Here is a 17,135-nt window from a genome sequence, read left to right on the forward strand (position 1 = left end):
TACCTCCCCTTATCTACCTGTATACTTGCAATTAATCATTTGGCTACCTATTTCAACATCTAGGTCATTTTTCCCATGTATCCATACACTTATTAGCTGACAACTTGGATCTATCTTGAAATTAAGCTCTTTAACAAGCTTATTAGCTAAAAACTCAATTTTATTTTGTTCAGGAATCTTATTAAACTTAATCTCAAGTCTATATTTCCAAAACTTAAATAGTTTTTTAAACATTCCATTACCTCCATATTTGGTTTATTTTTCTCATATGCTCCTTTGAACCTTCTATTTTTCAATTTCTTGGTCTTTTTTAACCCTAGGTAACTTATCTTCCAGTTCTCGCTTAACTACAGGTACACCAACTAATTTAACAAAAACTCTAGTTCTTGGAGTACTGAACCATGTGAACCCTTTGTCATTTAGCTTTTTCTCAAGTTTTAAAAAAGCCATTCTTTTGTTACTAGCTCTTGAGTATAGCTGAAAGTTTTCGCAATTCTCCACATACACAAGATACAAACAGTCACCAGCTTGACTTTCTATTTCTGAATTAATTAGATTATTAACAGTTACATCTAACGTTTTGGCCAAACACTCAATTTCATCAAGTCTTATACGATATTGGACAGCCTCAATTTTACGCAATCTACTTAATTTTATTCTTGCTTCTTTAGCTAGTTCTCCTTGAGTTAATCCCAACTCTTTTCTTCTATTAACAATATTTATTGCAATATCACAATAAAAATCGTATCCTATTTTTTCTAAAATATCGTCTTCATAAAATTTCATTTTCAAACCTCCATTGACTTATTTTCAATCCTATATTAAGATTGAACTATCGAATTTTTTATTTTTGACCCTCTGCAAAGGGTTCTTTTTTTACTTCAAAACTAAGATTGCAGGCACTATTTGTGCTCTTACAAGCATTAGGACAATTTTTATTCTTTGTACAATAAATACAACATAAAGCTTCTTTTAACCCCCTTGGACATCTTTCAACCTTACAGTAAATCAATTTATCATCACCCTCTTTATTACCTTATAAGCTCTTAGAACTATACGAGATACTTCATCTAAGTTTGTCCTCTTACCAAATTTAATGCGGTTTTCTCTTATATCATCTGTAGTCATTTTTAAAATTTCTTTAAACTCCCGGTCGCTTACTTCAAGGCCCCCATTCTCAAATAATTTTCTTAACATGACCTGGCCTCCTTTAATATTTGGGCTATATGGTTTTGTGGAACTCCTGTACTCAGGCTTATGCTCCTGTACGATTCTCCCTGCTTTCTAAGCTGGATCACTTCCTTTCTCATTTTCTTTGTTACTCGACCAAACTTTTTCAATTCTTTTTCACCTTCTTCCTGAAAGCCTTTAATCTTTGAAATGTGGCGTTCATACTCATTCCATACATTTCACCAATAGCTCTGTATGTGAGACCTTGAACTCTTAATCTTTCCATTTCCAGAAGATCCTCATTAGTTAGCTTTACATACTTTTCTTTTCTACCTGTAATTCTCTTTCCAGCATCTAAAATCTGAAACGCCTGCTCTACAGTAACCGGAAATTGGCTTGCTATTATTAAGGCGTACCAATTCTCATTCAACTCTTTTTCCTCCTCTCTAATTGACTGATTTTAATTCATTCTTTTCAGCCCATGTTTTTAAATTTTTTTCAGCCTCTTCTCTTGACTCTACCATAGGCATTGCTGGAGATTTTACTCTGTGAAGTCCACCATTTTTACTTTTCCTAAAAGTTCCGTATTTACTGCCTAATCCAGTACTTACAAATACCTTACTGCCTTTTTTATCTAGGTATTTCATTCTTACTCCTCCCCATATCCTTTACCATCTTCACCTCTAAAGATAAGTTCTGTGCGATATTCTTCTACATCTAATCCACCGATCGGGACCATGTCATTGTTGTAATTCCAAATTGCATTTTTTAAATCATTTACGGATAGTTTACTTAGATCCACTCTTTTTCCTCCTTTCAATCTCCCTTCTAACTACTGCAATTCTTGTACTAACTTTCTGTCCTTCTCTTTCTTCCTTTGTTAAACTTGCAAGCAACATGTACAACCTAAAAAGCTTGGTCTCTTTTAATCCTGCCTTGAACTCTGAACTATTTACTGGCTGCCTGTACCAATTCATTTAACATCACCTTCTTTTTTTACTTTTTCTATAACACTACAAATGTTATCTATGGTTTCTACTGACCATACAGAGATCCATTTTAAGGTGTGCATTTCTTTCTCGGTAATTTCTACATCACCTATTGCATTGAGTAGCTTTTTTAGATTTTTTTCTTGTACTGCCATTTAATTTTCATCCTTCCTTATTTTTATTTGCCATTGCGGCACTATTGAAATGTAATATGTTTGACATGGTTAAACATATAAATAGAATTATTAACTCACCTCTTGTTGCGTATCACGTAACTCGTGACTAAAAAAAATTTGCGCTGGATTTTTAATTTTAAGGACATTGACTATAGCTTCCATTTCCTTTTGTGTAAATTTCTCAGGAGAATGGTTTAACTTAACTGACAATGTTTTAGGCGTAATGCCAATTTCACTAGCTAACTTTGCAATAGTATATCCATGAAGTGCCATTTGTGCCTTTAGTAAATTAGATCTAAACATTTTATCACCTCTATTTTCTTGTAACGTATTACGTAACTTTATCTTTATAATAGCATGGACTTATTTTTATGTCAATACATGATACGAAACTTTTTACATAAAAGTTCATATTATTGTTGCATATTACGTAATTTGTGTTATAATATATGTAAAAATAGTAAGATAATATGAGGTGTAAAAGATGGAGATTAATGAAAAAATTAAAAGCAGACGTGAAGAATTAGGATTAACACTTCAAGAAATTGGGGAATATTTAGGAGTTTCAAAAGCTACGGTTCAAAGGTATGAAAGCGGAGAAATTAAAAATTTAAAACTTGGTACCATAGAAAAATTGGCTCAAGTATTAAAAATATCTCCTTCTTATTTAATGGGATGGGATGAACCTGAAGAAAAAAAAGTGTCTAAAATTACAGATATTAGAGAGGCTATAAAAGTAATTATGGCTCAACCTGGTTTAATGTTAAATGGAGAAGCTTTATCAGATGAATCTAAAATTGCTCTTGCAAATGCTATTCAGCTTGGTATTCAATATGCTGAACAAATGCAAAAGAAAGAAAAGGGGAATAATTAACCAATTAATCTGAGGGGATGATTATGTGATAAAAACTATTGTAACTAGATTAATTAAAACATATAGAACAGATAATCCTTTTGAGTTGTGTGATTTTTTAAGTATAAAAATTATGAAAAGTAATTTAGGTAATGAAATTAAAGGTTTTTTTCAAAGAACAGCTAATGGATATAACATTATTCATTTAAACAGCAGATTGGATAATAATGAAATTAAATACATATGTGCTCATGAACTCGGTCATGCAGTTCTGCATCCTGACCTATCCATTAGATTCTTTATGATAAATAAATTACAAGTTAAAACTAAATATGAAGTTCAAGCAGATAAGTTTGCAGCTGAATTATTATTACCCAATAGATTAGATTGTGATTATAAAAACATGAATATATACCAATTAAGCTCTTGTTTTAGAGTTCCCAAAGAACTTGTAAAATATAAATATAGGAGGGTGTCTTTGTATGAGTAAACAGCGTAATCCTAATGGAATGGGAACTTTTAAACAGCGTAAAGATGGACGGTATGAATGGCGTCAGAAAATTGATGGCCAAGAAAGGTACATATCGGCTAAAACAATGAAAGAACTAAGAGAAAAAATTAAAAAGATAACAGATCTGCCTATAATAAAAAATAAGTATAAAGTTGACGATTGGTTTCAAAAATGGCTAGAAACATATATAAAACCTCTTAAAAAAAAGGCTACATATGACCAATACAAAATAATCTATAATACTCATATTAAAACAGTTCTTGGTAATAGAAAACTATCAACTATAAAAACATATGATATACAATCGGTTATCGCCAAAATGAATGAAAAAAATTTAAGTACTTGGACAATGAAACATGCAAGGAAAATTATGAATATTGCTTTTTCTAAAGCTTTTGAAGAAAAAATAATAGCTGAAAATCCTGTTAAAAATATTGAGATACCTATAAAACAAGCCAAACCTCGTAAGACCCTTACTATGGATGAATTACAAAAATTATTTAAAGCCATGGAAAATAGTCGTTGGATATGGTCAGTAAAATTTGCTTTAGTTACTGGTTTAAGACGTGGTGAACTTCTTGCTTTGAAATGGTCTGATATTGATTGGCAAAATAAAAGAATAAGTATAAATAAATCTAATAGCGTCACAGGGTTAGGAGATACTAAAAGCAGTAAAATACATTATGTTCCACTTTCTGAAAATGCAATTCAGTTTTTAAATGAGCAAAAAGAAATGTTAAAAAAGGAATTTAATCCAATTTTATATAATGAAAACTTAAAAGGTAAGGCTTTGATATTCCCAAGTGAATCCGGTAAAATGATTCGTCCTGATTCTTATTACACACTTATAAGACGCTTTTCTATTAAAGCTGGAATAAAGGCTTCTCCTCATTGTTTTAGACATACCTTTGTATACTTAACTAGAGGAAACCTGTCTTTAAAAGATTTACAAAATATTTTAGGACATTCAGAATCAACTACCACACTTGATATTTATGGTAATATGATAAATGACAATACTAAGAAAAATATAGAACAAATTGACAATGTTTTTAATACTGTTGATGAAGAGATGGATAAAATAAAAAAAGAGAAAATAAAAAATAAAGGGAAAGTAATACCATTTAGAAGAGCAAAATAACACCCACCTTTTACCCACCTTTTTTGAAAAAGTATATAATTTATCACATATTTCAAAAAAAATTGTATAACCTATAATTCCTTTAACCAGAACGTTTTTACCTATGTCAAGAAATTTTATTATTGTAAAACATCTTGCTTCGGGAGCAAGAGGTCGCAGGTTCAAATCCTGTCACTCCGACCAAAACAATTGCACAATATAAATGCATGACCCACTAATACTCTCACTTCTTCAAGTGGAAGTAAAGAGAGGCTACGTCCCTAAATAAAGACACAACCGCTTTTTTGTTGTCATTTCTCAAAAGTACTGGCCCTGCAAAACGCAGCGAAATGAGCAAGAATGAATAAACAGCTTCATTTTTAAACTTGACATTTGTAGATTTGCTTATTATCATATACTTAATCAGTTTTTTATATCAGTAGGAAATGGAGAGAACTTATGCAATTAAATATCCTTGCCTATTTGGAACTTAATGTTTTTGCATTTGCAATTCTTCTTTTTATTTACATGGATGTTCACAGCAAAAGTCAAAAATATCTATATGAACAAAAGGTGTTTCTAATCATATTGACGTTAAATGCAGTTCTGCTCGTTTTGGACACATTGCAGTGGCTCTTAAATGGTAGACCAGGTATAACTCTGCGAGTCGTATCTATCATTATAGCGGTAGTATATTGTGCAATAACTCCACTTCCTTGCTTTTTTTGGAGCATATATTCAGATTATCAAATTTTTAGAGATGAAAAACGCATTAAGAAATTGTTCTCACTAATGGCAATCCCTTTACTCATCAATTTTGTTTTTGCATTGTTAAGCGCTTTTTACGGTCTTTCATTCGTTATAGACCAAAATAATGTTTACCACAGGGGCATTTTCTTTTATTTAATAACTGTGATCTGTTATTATTACCTTGTGTATTCAATTGTTTCCATATTTCGTAACAGAAAATTAGTTGAAAAAAAGGTTTATATCTCGCTGTTGTTATTTGCATTACCACCTTTTATTGGTGGAATCATACAGTCATTATTTTATGGGGTCTCCATTATATGGGCTTGTACTGCTTTCTCTATTATGATTATTTTTATTAATATTCAAAATAATCAATCATATACAGATGATCTAACCAAGCTTTACAACCGCAGACAATTTAATAATTACATGAGGGAATGGGTCCAAAACGGTAAGAGTAGTTCCGTACTAGGCATCATCATGATTGATTTGGATTCATTTAAGAAAATAAACGACTCTTGGGGACACCTCTCAGGTGATACGGCACTTGTAGAGACCGGAAAAATTCTTAAAAGCAATTTTAGAAATGAGGATCTTATCTGTCGCTATGGAGGGGATGAGTTTATCATCGTTCTAAAAGTCGAAAAGATGAATGATTTGATTGACGCAGTAAAAAGATTAAAAGAAAGTGTTGAAAAGTTTAACAAGCGTAAGAAATTTCCTTATTCTATAAACTTCAGTATAGGCTTTGACATATTTGATCGTAAATCTGGCATGACAGTTCAGCAGTTCATGAGACATGTAGATCATCTAATGTATGTTGATAAGAAGCAAAAGAAATCCATCAAATTTTAACATATGTAATCCATTAGATCAAAAGGCACCTTAATATAAGTATGTATCCATAAGAACTTTTAGGCTTTCTGATAGCAATTTCAGAAAGTCCATTTTTTTAGAACGTTTCTAAAAATACTCATATGCAAATCATTTTGATGTTATACTTAAAATGAGGTGATATATAAATGCTTAAAAACATTAAAGGCGCTATTTTTGATATGGATGGCACTCTTATTGACTCGATGTGGATGTGGGAAAACATTGATGAAAAGTATTTGGCAAGAAAAAAGCTAACTGTTCCTCCAAGTTTAAAAAATGATATAGAACATATGAGCTTTTATGAAACTGCCGAATATTTTAAAAGTAAATTTAATATTTCTGATAGTATAGAAGAAATTCAAAAAGAATGGTATGATATGGCTATTTATGAATATTCCCATAATATCTCACTTAAACCAGGAGCTAAAGAGTTTTTGCTTTTATTAAAGAAAAAAGGTATTAAAATAGCTTTAGCTACAAGCAATTATAGGGAAATAACAAACATATGTCTCAAAAAGAATAAAATATATGATTTATTTGACTCAATAATTACAGGCGACGAAGTTTCAAAAAGTAAGGCTTTCCCTGATATATATATTTGTGCTTCCCAAAAGTTAAATTTAAATTCAAAGGATTGTGTAGTCTTTGAAGATGTTTTGTGTGCTGTTAAAGGTGCAAAATCAGCAGGTATGACTGTAATAGGTGTACATGACCTATATTCGGAATACCAATGGAATGAAATAATAAACTATTCGGACATGCATATATCTAATTATAACGAATTAATGGAGGCAATATAGTTTTCATTTTTAAGCACCTTATTGAATATACTAATATAAAAGTACTTAAATGAGGAGATTTAAAATGCTAGCTTTTCTATTCCTTCTAATTATAGCAGGAAATGCTGTTATTCTATACAAATTTAACGATAAGGTATCAATCCAGAGAAGACAAATACTTTCTTTAAAGTATGAAAATGATGATTTAAAGTCAAAATTATCAAAACAAACTCCCAAGAAAATAGACATTAAATACGTCACTCCTCAATTTTTAAATGCAGTAGTTACTATAAGTGGAACTCTTCATCTTTCACCTATTTCAAACTCCAGCATAGTTAATACTTTAAAAGAAAATACTTCTTTAAAAATTCAAGATAGTGCCCAAATTCAAAGTCAACTTTGGTATGAAGTTTTTTTGCCTGGAGACAACAGGCTGAATTCTAAAGGATGGATAAAGTCCAATTATATAAGGATAATTGAATAAAGCCCTTCATTACTTAAAACTAGGGCTTTTCAACATTTCTATAATAATTTGATAACTCCATCTAAATATTCGGGAACACCTTTTATTATATCTTTTTTGCAGCAGTACTTTAAATCATCATACAAATCTAGCTGTTGTATCCTTTTGTAGTGAGATGCATTTTGTATAAATCCTACAATATCTGGATTTTTTTCATAAACATATAATGCAGTTTTAGATATATCTGTAAGCTCTACCTCTGTCTTTTCCAATATGCACTTTATTATATAGCCGCTGCATATAAAATCATCCATAGAAAATTGACCGCTTGTTCCAGAATTAACTATTGTTACATCATTTCTTAAACTTACCAGTTTATCTGCCACTTTAGCTCCATTTATAAGTGCTCCTATTAACATATTTTTTGCTGCAGTACTTCTTTTGATTGCTCTAGTTCCATTAGTTGTAGTCATTATAAGAATTTTGTCTTTTACAACTTCTCTAGTATACTCAAGTGGCGAATTCGAGCAATCAAATTCTGGTATTTTTAATGCATTTCTCTCTCCTCCAAGTATATATTTTTCCCTATCTCTCCCTGCTATTTCTAGAGCTTCTTCTACAGTTAGAACAGGTATCACTGCCTTACATCCATTGTCCATAGCAGTAGTAATTACTGAAGTTGCCCTAAGCATGTCCACTATCACTACAGACTTATCCTCAATTTTCTCATTTTTTATATCATCTGCTGATATTATTACATCTATCTTCAATTTTCAATTTCCTCCCCTAAAAGTAACCACACATTATTTTCAACTCAACTTTTACACATATAAAATTTTAACTTAATATAAAAAACTTATGAAGCAATTTTTTTAGTTGAGAATTGAGAGTGGACAATTGACAGTAAAGGATGATTTTTAGCTATCGCAAAAAATCTTTAAATTTATAGAATCATCAATGTTTTGCTTTAGCAAAACGAGACTTCAAAAATTTAATCAAAGATTTTTTGCAATATAACGGAAAAAAATCCACATTAACTGCCAACTATCAATTGTCAACTGTCAACTCAAAAAGCTTTGCTTAGCCATATTTTTAAACTGTGAAAGTTGAATAATTAACTATTTCCATAATATATTCCCTGATAAATGTCCCTATCCTTCATAGTTTTATCTATGTCATTTAGAACTTCCCACTTTTTAAGACTCCATTTAGGTCCTATAAGTAAATTTCTAGGCGCATCTCCAGTTAACCTGTGAATTACAATATCCGGCCGGGTATTTGACAGTGCTGAACATATTACATCTACATAGTCTTCTTGACTCATAAGCTTCAACTGTCCTTCATTATACAATTTTACAAGAGGAGTATGTTCCATTAAGTGAAGCAAATGAAACTTTACTCCCTGTATATCCTGAGTTGATACGTATTTTACTGTATTCATCATAATGTCTTTATTTTCATAGGGCAGTCCCATTATTAAATGAACTACCACTTCAATTCCTATTTTTCTTAAATTTTTTACAGATCTTTCAAAGGTTTCTAATTTATATCCCCTGTTTATTTTTTCTGCTGTAAAATCATCTGAACTTTGCAGGCCAAGCTCTACCCAGGTATAAATTTTATTATTAAATTTTTCAAGTAATTCCAGTACATCATCTCCAAGACAATCAGGTCTAGTAGCTATTGCAAGACCAACTACACCTTCTTGATTTATAGCTTCCTCATATTTCTGATTTAGTATTTCTACAGGAGCGTAGGTATTTGTATACGCTTGAAAATAGGCTATATACTTTCCATCTTTCCACTTCTTATTCATCATTTGCTTTATACCCTGAAATTGACTTGATATAGATACATTCCTATTTCCTGCAAAATCCCCGGATCCTTTTTCACTGCAAAATATACATCCACCTGTACTTATAGTGCCGTCTCTATTAGGACAAGAAAATCCTCCATCCAAAGATATCTTAAATACTTTACATCCAAATTTTTTCCTCAAATAATAATTCAAACTATAGTACGTTTTGTCTCCCCACAGCATTCTAACCCTTCATCCTCTCAATCTTCCAATAAATAATACATTGTCATTATATCACAATATTACATTTTAACTGCTTTAAAATTCTTTAAGCTTAACTTCCACTTACCAATTAGTTTAGAAAGTGATTCACTACTATTATTTTTTGATATAACATCAAAGTTTAATATATCTTCATCAAAAGAGGAAAAAACTACATCCACTTTATCAAGAGGAAATTTTTCTTCAAACTTGTAATCCACTATATCTCCTGAATTTGCCTTATAGAGCCTTATACAATGGCCTATATTTGCATTTGTATATTGTGCCATAACAAATTTTTCATCTTGAGAAAATGTTACAAATTCTACTTTAGAATCCTTTAGAAGATCTAAAGTAGTTATATTTTTACCTACTGTTTTCTCAACTTCACCCTTTTTCCCACCTTCTTCTCCATCCTTGCCGTCACCACCATTACCCTGCTGTCCATCAGAATCCTGAGATTGTGCTGACATGCTTTCATCTATTTTTATTACACCTATATATGAATCTTTGTTATAAGTAACCATTGCCATATTGTCTCCCGTATAGGAAAAATCAATTATACCAAAGTTGTTTTTTGGTACAGCAGCCTTATCTATATTTACCTTATCATCTTTTGGGAATACATAATTAGGTACATTTGTTATGTCTATTACTACATTTGTCTTTACATCATTTTTATTTCTCATTTTTATTTTATCTTTTTCAATAAATGCTTCCCTATCCACAACATCACTAGTCTTATTAATCTTATAATCATTACCTTCCTTTACTACTTTTATAGAATATTCATCTAACACTGCAAAAGGTTTGCTTAAATCTACTCTTGCCACCTTTACCTTAAATTGACCTGATTTTCCAATTTCACTGCTGTCACTTAAACTATATCCAACAATTTTTAGATTTTGATTTTCACTCTTTATGGGACTTTTTAGGAGTTCTTTGGAATATAATTTTTTAATATTTTCAACATCACTTTTCATGAGATATTTCATATAAGTATCTACTGTATTGCCTGCTGCTTTCATATCGAAACTTTCATTTGACTCTTTAGTATCTTCTTTTTTATTCAAATTGCATCCGCATATTAAACTACAAGAAAAAATTATAAGTAATATGGTACAAATTATGCTTCTTTTTCTCATATACTTCCTACTCTCAGTTTTTACCCTGTAGTAGAAATTCACCTCCTTCTATTAAGTTAAGTCATTTACAAAGAAATAACTGCTCATCATGCCAACCTATTTTTTTAATGCCTTAACTAATTTACTTAAATTTTATTTTTCCCGTAAATAAAATTTTAATTTATAATTCATTATTTTTATATGTTATTTATATATTTATATATAGGACATATTTATTTGATGGCTGCCTTTTCGGAAAAGTGGACATAAGTAAAATTAAAAATTATATTACTGGAGGGATATTTTTGAGTAAAGAAATTGTTTTGATTTTCCAAGTAGCCGCTGTATTTATAGGTACAATAGTTGGTGCTGGCTTAGCATCAGGACAAGAAATAAGCCAATTTTTCACCCAATATGGTTACAAAAGCTTCATAGGTATATTGATCTGCTGCATTGTATACATAGTAATGTCAATTATAATAATTAACATAAGCAAAAAATATAGGTTAAATTCTTATGATGGCCTCATATCCCTAGTAAGTCCTGGCTTTTTGGGCATAGTCACCAATTCCTTAACTACTTTTTTCTTAATTGGTGGATCAGCTATAATACTTGCTGGAAGTGGTGCCCTAATTCATCAATACTTTGAAGTATCACGATGGATAGGTATACTATTTATGATATTTATAGCTATAATTATATTATTTAGAGATACTAAAGGCCTGCTCGAAATAAATTCAGTCATAGTTCCTTCACTTATACTAGTAATAGTAACCTTATTTATATTGTATTTAGCTTTTTATAAAAATCTAAATATATCTAGCTTAAAAAACATAAACTGTTGTAAACAGAGCTGGCTTTTCTCTTCATTAATCTATTCAGGCTTTAATATGCTATCTTGCAGCGGCGTTTTAGTACCTTTAAGTCTTTCCATAAACAAAAAGAAAAATCTTATTGCAGGTTCTATTATAGGCTCCTTAATCCTTACAATATTGGTTTTTATAATAAACTTCATGCTAATTTTGAATATACCCTATATATTCAAATATGAAATTCCCCTCCTATACATAGCCAATCGTTTTGGAAAAATATTAGAAATAGTACTGCTTGCTATAATTTGGTTAGAGATGTTTTCTACAGAGGTATCTAATATATATAGTGTAGGAAAGAATTTTGAAGAAGTATTTAATATAACCTATAAAAGATCAGTAATTATAATAATATTAATTACAATTCCTGTATCACAAATTGGTTTTGTAAAACTAATTTCATTTTTATATCCCGCTTTTGGTTTAGTAAGTCTTATATTTATAGTACAATGTATTATTTTTTATCTTAGAAATTATAATAAATGAATTACTCCTTTATGTTATAATTAAAAAGCTATAATCACATTGATTTTTAATTATCTAAACTTTAAAGGAAGTGCTGTTATGCAAAACTATTTGGAAAATTGCATCTTATGTCCTAGATCCTGCAAAACAAACAGATTAAAAGATGCAACTGGCTTTTGCAATGCTGGCAAAAATGTAAAAATAGCCAAAGTATCCTTACATAAATGGGAAGAACCCTGCATTTCTGGTATTAATGGTTCAGGAACTATATTTTTTTCTAATTGTAATCTAAGATGTGTTTTTTGCCAGAATCACACTATAAGTGCTGAAAACATAGGAAAAGAAGTATCCATAAAAAGGCTTAGTGAAATTTTTCTAGAACAACAAGATAGAAATGCTCACAACATAAATTTAGTTACTCCAACCCATTATATTCCACAAATAATTGAAGCCCTAGATATAGCTAAATCAAAAGGTCTTCAGCTGCCAGTATTATTCAATACTAACAGCTATATAAATGCAGCTACTTTAAAAGACCTGAAAGGATATATAGATGTGTATCTTCCTGATTTAAAATATTTTAATAACAAATATGCCGTTAAGTATTCTCATGCCCCCAACTACTTTAGTTATGCTTCAAAAGCCATAGAAGAAATGTTTAATCAGGTAGGCACTATAAAATTTGATAAAAACGAAATGGTGACAAAAGGAGTTATAATACGACACCTCATGCTGCCCGGTTTATTATTTGACTCAAAAAAAATAATAGATTATATATACAGTACCTTTGGAGATTCAGTCTACATAAGCATAATGAATCAATATACACCTATGTATAATTCTTATAAGTTTCCTGAAATAAATAGGCCTTTAAATCCAAAGCACTATGATTCATTTATAAATTATTGTCTATCTCTAGGGATAAAAAATGCATTTATTCAAGAGAGTACAAGTTCTTCTAAAAGTTTTGTACCTGACTTCAACTTAGAAGGAATTTAAATTAAAAATTGGCTAGAATAGAATCCCTGTTCCTATCCCAGCCAATTTGACCACATTTTGTATTTGCCTAGTTGTGTCCTAAATGTTCATCTTTAATTTCAAATTAAAGTTTTATTTCAAGCCTATCCAATTTAGCAATTATCTTTAAACTTTTAATCTCAATAGTTTCTGTCCTTATACCACTTCTACTACTAATAAGAAGCACCTTATTACTATCCAGCTTCTTTATCTGTCTTAATTTTCTTTCTCCACTATACTCTACTAGATATATGGAGTTGTTATAAATTTCTCCTGTACTATGTACAAAAACTAAATCTCCCCTTTGTATTCTAAATCCTTCCATATCGTCACTCTCTACTTGCAAATACATAACTTTATCCTGAGCATATCCTTCTATTTTATTGTCAATCAACGGAAGCTGTCTAAATCCTATTACTGTTCTCATATCATATTTATAAATGGGTACCTTTTTTAAAACAGATCCAAAAGCTTCACTCCAAACGTCTTGTACTTTCTCCTTCTTAGCTATTGGAGAAAATTTGGGAGTTTTATCTTCTTTATATACTTCCTCTTCAAAAGACATAGTTATATCATTTATACTTTTACCTAATATTTTTGAAAGTTTATCAATTATGTTTTGATTTACTATTCTCTTTCCAGATTCCGCTTCATTTATAAATCCCTCTGAAACTCCTAGCTTTTTAGCCAGCTGTTTCTGACTAATACCCAATTCAGTTCTTGCTAATTTTATTTTTTGTCCTACTCTATTCATTTTCTCCTCCTAATTTAATAGATAATGATAATTTTTCTCCTAACGTCAGAAAATATTAAAATTATAGATTTCCTAATGCAAGAAGAAATTCATTATTTGAACTTTAACCTTTCTATATACTTTCCTCTTTTAAAAGTTTATAACTCAATTGTATTATAAATTCACTGTCCATAGAATTAAATATTGTCACTTTTCCTACTTTATTCTTGTTGTTTTTTATATGGTATTTAACAAGCTGTCTTTTAAGTTGCTCTACGGTACCCTTGCTTCCATCTATTATAGGGATGTCCTCATTTAAAATTTTACGTATGCTTTTCTTTATAAACGGGTAATGAGTACATCCTAATACCACTGCTGCAATTCCTTCATCTTTTAGTGAATTTAGCTTTTCTTTTAAATAGCCTTCTACTTCCTCTCCTTCTGTCTTACCCTGTTCAATAAGTTCTACTAAACCAGGACATGGAAGTGGTTGTATCGATGATCTACTCTCATACTTTTTCATGAGATTACTAAACTTTCTTTCTGAAAGGGTCATCGTAGTTGCCATTATTACTATCTTACCTTTTCTATTAAATTCTACTGCCGGTTTTAAAGCTGGTTCTATGCCTATTATAGGCATAGATTTGCTATATTTTTTTCTCAAATCTATTATTGCTGCACTAGTTGCAGTATTACAAGCCACAACCAACGCCTTTATATTCTTTGTTAATAGAAGTTCTACTGCATTAAAAGTAAGTCTTTTTACCTCTTCTGCAGTTTTTACCCCATAAGGAGCCATTTTAGAATCTCCAAAATACACAAAATCTTCATTTGATAAGATTTTAACTGCTTCTTTCAAAACACTTATTCCACCTATTCCAGAATCAAAAAAACCAATAGGTCTATCTTCTAAATCCACTCTATCACCTCATTATTCTAATCAAAAAACTTTCTATGTTCATTATATATTATACATTTAAACTATACAAAAAAAATCTAAAAAACTAAATTATGAGTATAATTAATCGTTTAAATCTACAACATAAGTATGTTATAAATTTCTTGCTTTCTTATTAATATTGCAATTACAATTATAAATTCCTTCAAAATTCTATTGACATATATCAATATTAATTATAAAATCATAGATATATAAAATTGAGTTATTAAAATAACGAAAGTAGCAATTTATTAGGTGTAAAAATATTAGAGTATTAAAAATTAGATACTCTTCTAATTATTTATAGGAGGAATGGAATTATGTTAAAAGATCTAGTGTATGTAGTGCCTAAAGAAACGCACTCAGAGGAAAATTTAAAGAAAATGCTAACTGCACATTCAGAAATAAAATTTGTGTCCCTTATAGGTATAGATCTTTCTGGTAACAACACTGATGAGAAAATCCCTATTGAGGTATTTTTAAAAGATATAAATGGCTTTTTAAATGGGGCAATTCAAACTGATGGTTCATCTGTAGTTCTTCCAGGGATAGCAACTCTAAACAACGCAAAAGTAGATATGTTGCCTGATCTTGATGTAAATTGGTATATAGAATACAATGAAGAAAATGTTGACCTTGAAACAAATAAGCCTGTTGGGACACTGAGAATTCCTTGTTTCCTATATCATGAAAACAAAGCAGTAGATTCTAGATACGCACTAAAAAATTGTGTAGAACATTTCAAATCAAATCTCTTAGACTTATTTAAGAAATACCCAAGTACCATATCATCTTTCGGAATAAAATACGAGGATATAGATGATGTAATTGCTACTTGTGCTACAGAACTAGAATTTTGGGTAATGACACCTAACGATAAAGCACACACTGAAGAATTATTCACATCTCAGGAACTTCAAGAACAATATTGGACTAGAACAAAAGGTATAGTAAAAACAGCCTTAGAGAAAACTCTATTAAATATGAACTTATACGGTTTAAAGCCTGAAATGGGACATAAAGAAGTAGGCGGTGTAAAAGCTAAAGTAGATAAATCAGGAAGTTTCAATCATGTAATGGAACAATTAGAAATAGACTGGAAATACTGTACTGCTGTTCAAGCAGCAGATAATGAATTACTTGTAAAGAATATAGTTGAAGAAACTTTTAGAAGCAATGGATTAGATGTTACTTTTCTTGCTAAACCTATTGAGGGAGTAGCCGGAAGCGGTGAACATACCCATATAGGAATAGCATTAAAGCTTAAAAATGGCAAAGTTATAAATCTATTTTCTTCTACTAAAGAACACTTCTTAAGTATTTTTGGATATGCTTCTGTAATGGGAATACTTAAAAACTACGAAGTTATAAATCCTTTTGTTTCTAACACTACTGATTCCCTCAGAAGATTAAAACCTGGATTTGAAGCACCTATATGCATAGTAACTTCCCTAGGTCACTCTGCAGAAATTCCTTCAAGAAACAGAACTGTACTTATAGGAGTTATAAGAGATTCTGCAAATCCTTTAGCTACAAGATTTGAATTAAGAGCTCCAAATCCTCATACAAACACCTATTTAGCTGTAACTACATTATATTTAGCTATGATGGACGGAATAAAATATGCAGTTACAAATGGAAAAACAGAAGATGACTTATTAGCAGAACTTTCCAAAAAAGCTGAAGATGATGCAGATTATTTGGAAAAAGGAAGAGCATACAGAAGTGAGGAAAATGTATTTGAATCCTTTACTGATGAAGAAAGAGTAAGATTATTTGGTACAGCCCCTGCAACTGTATATGAAAATCTCAGTGCTCTTGATAAATACCCAGAGAAAAAAGCTGTCCTAACTGCAGAAGGTGTATTAGACGAGAATTTAATAAACAGCTTTAGATTAGGGGCTACAACTAGATGGCTAATAGAACTAAATCATAGAATATTAAATGATTACTCCAATGAAATAAGAGATTGTAAAATGTTACATTCTATAGATAAAGCTTTAGATCTAGATGTAGCTAATTGGCAAAAAATAAATGATTTAAGATATTACTTGATGAAAGATTCATATTCTAATAAAAGCTTGTTTACTAGAATAAAACTTGCATCAGAAGCTGGAGATTACGAAGAAGTATCTAACCTTCAAATAGAAGCTGAAGAAAAAATTAGTGAACTCAAAGATTTATACTCAAGTTATAAGAAAAATTTATTAGATATTTAAATATTAAGAAGGTAGTAAACTT

At 30.3% G+C, this 17,135-nt stretch carries 24 protein-coding genes; 9 read left to right on the plus strand and 15 right to left on the minus strand.

Going from position 1 to position 17,135, the window contains the following annotated elements:
- Window positions 1-9: 9 nt before the first annotated feature.
- The 10 genes from DMR38_RS20925 to DMR38_RS20955 all read right to left on the minus strand — a co-directional run bounded on the left by DMR38_RS20925 (window position 10) and on the right by DMR38_RS20955 (window position 2,638).
- A complete protein-coding gene (locus tag DMR38_RS20925) occupies window positions 10-234 on the minus strand; it encodes a hypothetical protein (protein ID WP_127723591.1) in 225 nt (74 codons plus the stop codon).
- A 51-nt stretch (window positions 235-285) separates the two neighbouring features.
- Entirely contained in the window at window positions 286-786 is a 501-nt protein-coding gene (locus DMR38_RS20930) for a helix-turn-helix transcriptional regulator (protein ID WP_127723593.1), read from the minus strand.
- A gap of 58 nt (window positions 787-844) precedes the next feature.
- Window positions 845-1,012, minus strand: a complete 168-nt coding sequence (locus DMR38_RS22070; RefSeq protein ID WP_175413086.1) for a hypothetical protein — start codon at window positions 1,010-1,012, stop codon at window positions 845-847.
- Window positions 1,009-1,197 carry a hypothetical protein gene (locus tag DMR38_RS20935; protein ID WP_127723595.1) on the minus strand — a complete coding sequence of 63 codons (189 nt, stop codon included), beginning with the start codon at window positions 1,195-1,197 and terminating at the stop codon, window positions 1,009-1,011. The genes DMR38_RS22070 and DMR38_RS20935 overlap by 4 nt, the downstream gene beginning before the upstream one ends.
- Window positions 1,198-1,336: 139 nt before the next feature.
- Complete coding sequence (locus tag DMR38_RS20940; RefSeq protein ID WP_127723597.1) at window positions 1,337-1,600, minus strand: hypothetical protein; 264 nt, start codon at window positions 1,598-1,600, stop codon at window positions 1,337-1,339.
- Between the two features lie 16 nt (window positions 1,601-1,616).
- On the minus strand, window positions 1,617-1,817 hold the full coding sequence (locus DMR38_RS20945; RefSeq protein ID WP_243124387.1) for a hypothetical protein: 201 nt from the start codon (window positions 1,815-1,817) through the stop codon (window positions 1,617-1,619).
- 2 nt (window positions 1,818-1,819) lie between these two features.
- Window positions 1,820-1,972 (minus strand): hypothetical protein, encoded by a 153-nt coding sequence (locus DMR38_RS22080; RefSeq protein WP_175413088.1) that lies wholly within the window; start codon window positions 1,970-1,972, stop codon window positions 1,820-1,822.
- A complete protein-coding gene (locus DMR38_RS20950) occupies window positions 1,959-2,147 on the minus strand; it encodes a hypothetical protein (RefSeq protein ID WP_127723599.1) in 189 nt (62 codons plus the stop codon). Before DMR38_RS20950 ends, DMR38_RS22080 begins: the two co-directional genes overlap by 14 nt.
- Window positions 2,144-2,314, minus strand: a complete 171-nt coding sequence (locus DMR38_RS22085; RefSeq protein WP_175413089.1) for a hypothetical protein — start codon at window positions 2,312-2,314, stop codon at window positions 2,144-2,146. Before DMR38_RS22085 ends, DMR38_RS20950 begins: the two co-directional genes overlap by 4 nt.
- 90 nt (window positions 2,315-2,404) lie before the next feature.
- On the minus strand, window positions 2,405-2,638 hold the full coding sequence (locus tag DMR38_RS20955) for a helix-turn-helix domain-containing protein (protein WP_127723601.1): 234 nt from the start codon (window positions 2,636-2,638) through the stop codon (window positions 2,405-2,407).
- Between the two features lie 181 nt (window positions 2,639-2,819).
- On the opposite strand from DMR38_RS20955, the gene DMR38_RS20960 reads away from it, so the two are divergent.
- The 6 genes from DMR38_RS20960 (at window position 2,820) to DMR38_RS20990 (ending at window position 7,708) form a co-directional block, all read left to right on the plus strand.
- Window positions 2,820-3,209: a helix-turn-helix transcriptional regulator gene (locus tag DMR38_RS20960; RefSeq protein ID WP_127723603.1), complete on the plus strand. Its 390-nt coding sequence runs from the start codon at window positions 2,820-2,822 to the stop codon at window positions 3,207-3,209.
- Window positions 3,210-3,234: 25 nt separating this feature from the next.
- Window positions 3,235-3,678, plus strand: a complete 444-nt coding sequence (locus DMR38_RS20965) for an ImmA/IrrE family metallo-endopeptidase (protein ID WP_127723605.1) — start codon at window positions 3,235-3,237, stop codon at window positions 3,676-3,678.
- Window positions 3,671-4,840 carry a tyrosine-type recombinase/integrase gene (locus DMR38_RS20970; RefSeq protein WP_127723607.1) on the plus strand — a complete coding sequence of 390 codons (1,170 nt, stop codon included), beginning with the start codon at window positions 3,671-3,673 and terminating at the stop codon, window positions 4,838-4,840. The genes DMR38_RS20965 and DMR38_RS20970 overlap by 8 nt, the downstream gene beginning before the upstream one ends.
- Before the next feature lie 438 nt (window positions 4,841-5,278).
- Window positions 5,279-6,424 carry a GGDEF domain-containing protein gene (locus tag DMR38_RS20980; RefSeq protein ID WP_127723609.1) on the plus strand — a complete coding sequence of 382 codons (1,146 nt, stop codon included), beginning with the start codon at window positions 5,279-5,281 and terminating at the stop codon, window positions 6,422-6,424.
- Between the two features lie 167 nt (window positions 6,425-6,591).
- On the plus strand, window positions 6,592-7,245 hold the full coding sequence (locus tag DMR38_RS20985) for an HAD family phosphatase (protein WP_127723611.1): 654 nt from the start codon (window positions 6,592-6,594) through the stop codon (window positions 7,243-7,245).
- A 64-nt stretch (window positions 7,246-7,309) separates the two neighbouring features.
- A complete protein-coding gene (locus DMR38_RS20990) occupies window positions 7,310-7,708 on the plus strand; it encodes a hypothetical protein (protein WP_127723613.1) in 399 nt (132 codons plus the stop codon).
- 38 nt (window positions 7,709-7,746) lie between these two features.
- Here the strand turns inward: DMR38_RS20990 and DMR38_RS20995 are convergent, their stop codons facing one another.
- The 3 genes from DMR38_RS20995 to DMR38_RS21005 all read right to left on the minus strand — a co-directional run bounded on the left by DMR38_RS20995 (window position 7,747) and on the right by DMR38_RS21005 (window position 10,819).
- The gene (locus DMR38_RS20995; RefSeq protein ID WP_127723614.1) at window positions 7,747-8,457 is read right to left on the minus strand and encodes a 2-phosphosulfolactate phosphatase family protein; all 711 of its coding nucleotides are present in this window, start codon (window positions 8,455-8,457) and stop codon (window positions 7,747-7,749) included.
- Window positions 8,458-8,801: 344 nt separating this feature from the next.
- On the minus strand, window positions 8,802-9,728 hold the full coding sequence (locus tag DMR38_RS21000) for a TIGR01212 family radical SAM protein (RefSeq protein ID WP_127723616.1): 927 nt from the start codon (window positions 9,726-9,728) through the stop codon (window positions 8,802-8,804).
- Window positions 9,729-9,787: 59 nt separating this feature from the next.
- The gene (locus DMR38_RS21005; protein ID WP_243124388.1) at window positions 9,788-10,819 is read right to left on the minus strand and encodes a hypothetical protein; all 1,032 of its coding nucleotides are present in this window, start codon (window positions 10,817-10,819) and stop codon (window positions 9,788-9,790) included.
- Between the two features lie 356 nt (window positions 10,820-11,175).
- On the opposite strand from DMR38_RS21005, the gene DMR38_RS21010 reads away from it, so the two are divergent.
- Together DMR38_RS21010 and DMR38_RS21015 are read left to right on the plus strand one after the other, a co-directional pair.
- Window positions 11,176-12,225 (plus strand): transporter, encoded by a 1,050-nt coding sequence (locus DMR38_RS21010; RefSeq protein ID WP_127723620.1) that lies wholly within the window; start codon window positions 11,176-11,178, stop codon window positions 12,223-12,225.
- A gap of 78 nt (window positions 12,226-12,303) precedes the next feature.
- Complete coding sequence (locus DMR38_RS21015; protein WP_127723622.1) at window positions 12,304-13,203, plus strand: radical SAM protein; 900 nt, start codon at window positions 12,304-12,306, stop codon at window positions 13,201-13,203.
- A gap of 103 nt (window positions 13,204-13,306) precedes the next feature.
- Here DMR38_RS21015 and DMR38_RS21020 read toward each other — a convergent pair whose 3' ends face one another.
- Both DMR38_RS21020 and murI read right to left on the minus strand, forming a co-directional pair.
- The gene (locus tag DMR38_RS21020) at window positions 13,307-13,975 is read right to left on the minus strand and encodes an XRE family transcriptional regulator (protein WP_127723624.1); all 669 of its coding nucleotides are present in this window, start codon (window positions 13,973-13,975) and stop codon (window positions 13,307-13,309) included.
- A gap of 112 nt (window positions 13,976-14,087) precedes the next feature.
- Window positions 14,088-14,873 carry a glutamate racemase gene (gene murI / locus DMR38_RS21025; RefSeq protein ID WP_127723626.1) on the minus strand — a complete coding sequence of 262 codons (786 nt, stop codon included), beginning with the start codon at window positions 14,871-14,873 and terminating at the stop codon, window positions 14,088-14,090.
- A gap of 341 nt (window positions 14,874-15,214) precedes the next feature.
- On the opposite strand from murI, the gene DMR38_RS21030 reads away from it, so the two are divergent.
- Window positions 15,215-17,113 (plus strand): glutamine synthetase, encoded by a 1,899-nt coding sequence (locus DMR38_RS21030; RefSeq protein ID WP_127723628.1) that lies wholly within the window; start codon window positions 15,215-15,217, stop codon window positions 17,111-17,113.
- The last annotated feature ends 22 nt before the right edge of the window (window positions 17,114-17,135 follow it).

The organism is Clostridium sp. AWRP (genome assembly GCF_004006395.2).
Classification (GTDB): Bacteria; Bacillota; Clostridia; order Clostridiales; family Clostridiaceae; genus Clostridium_B.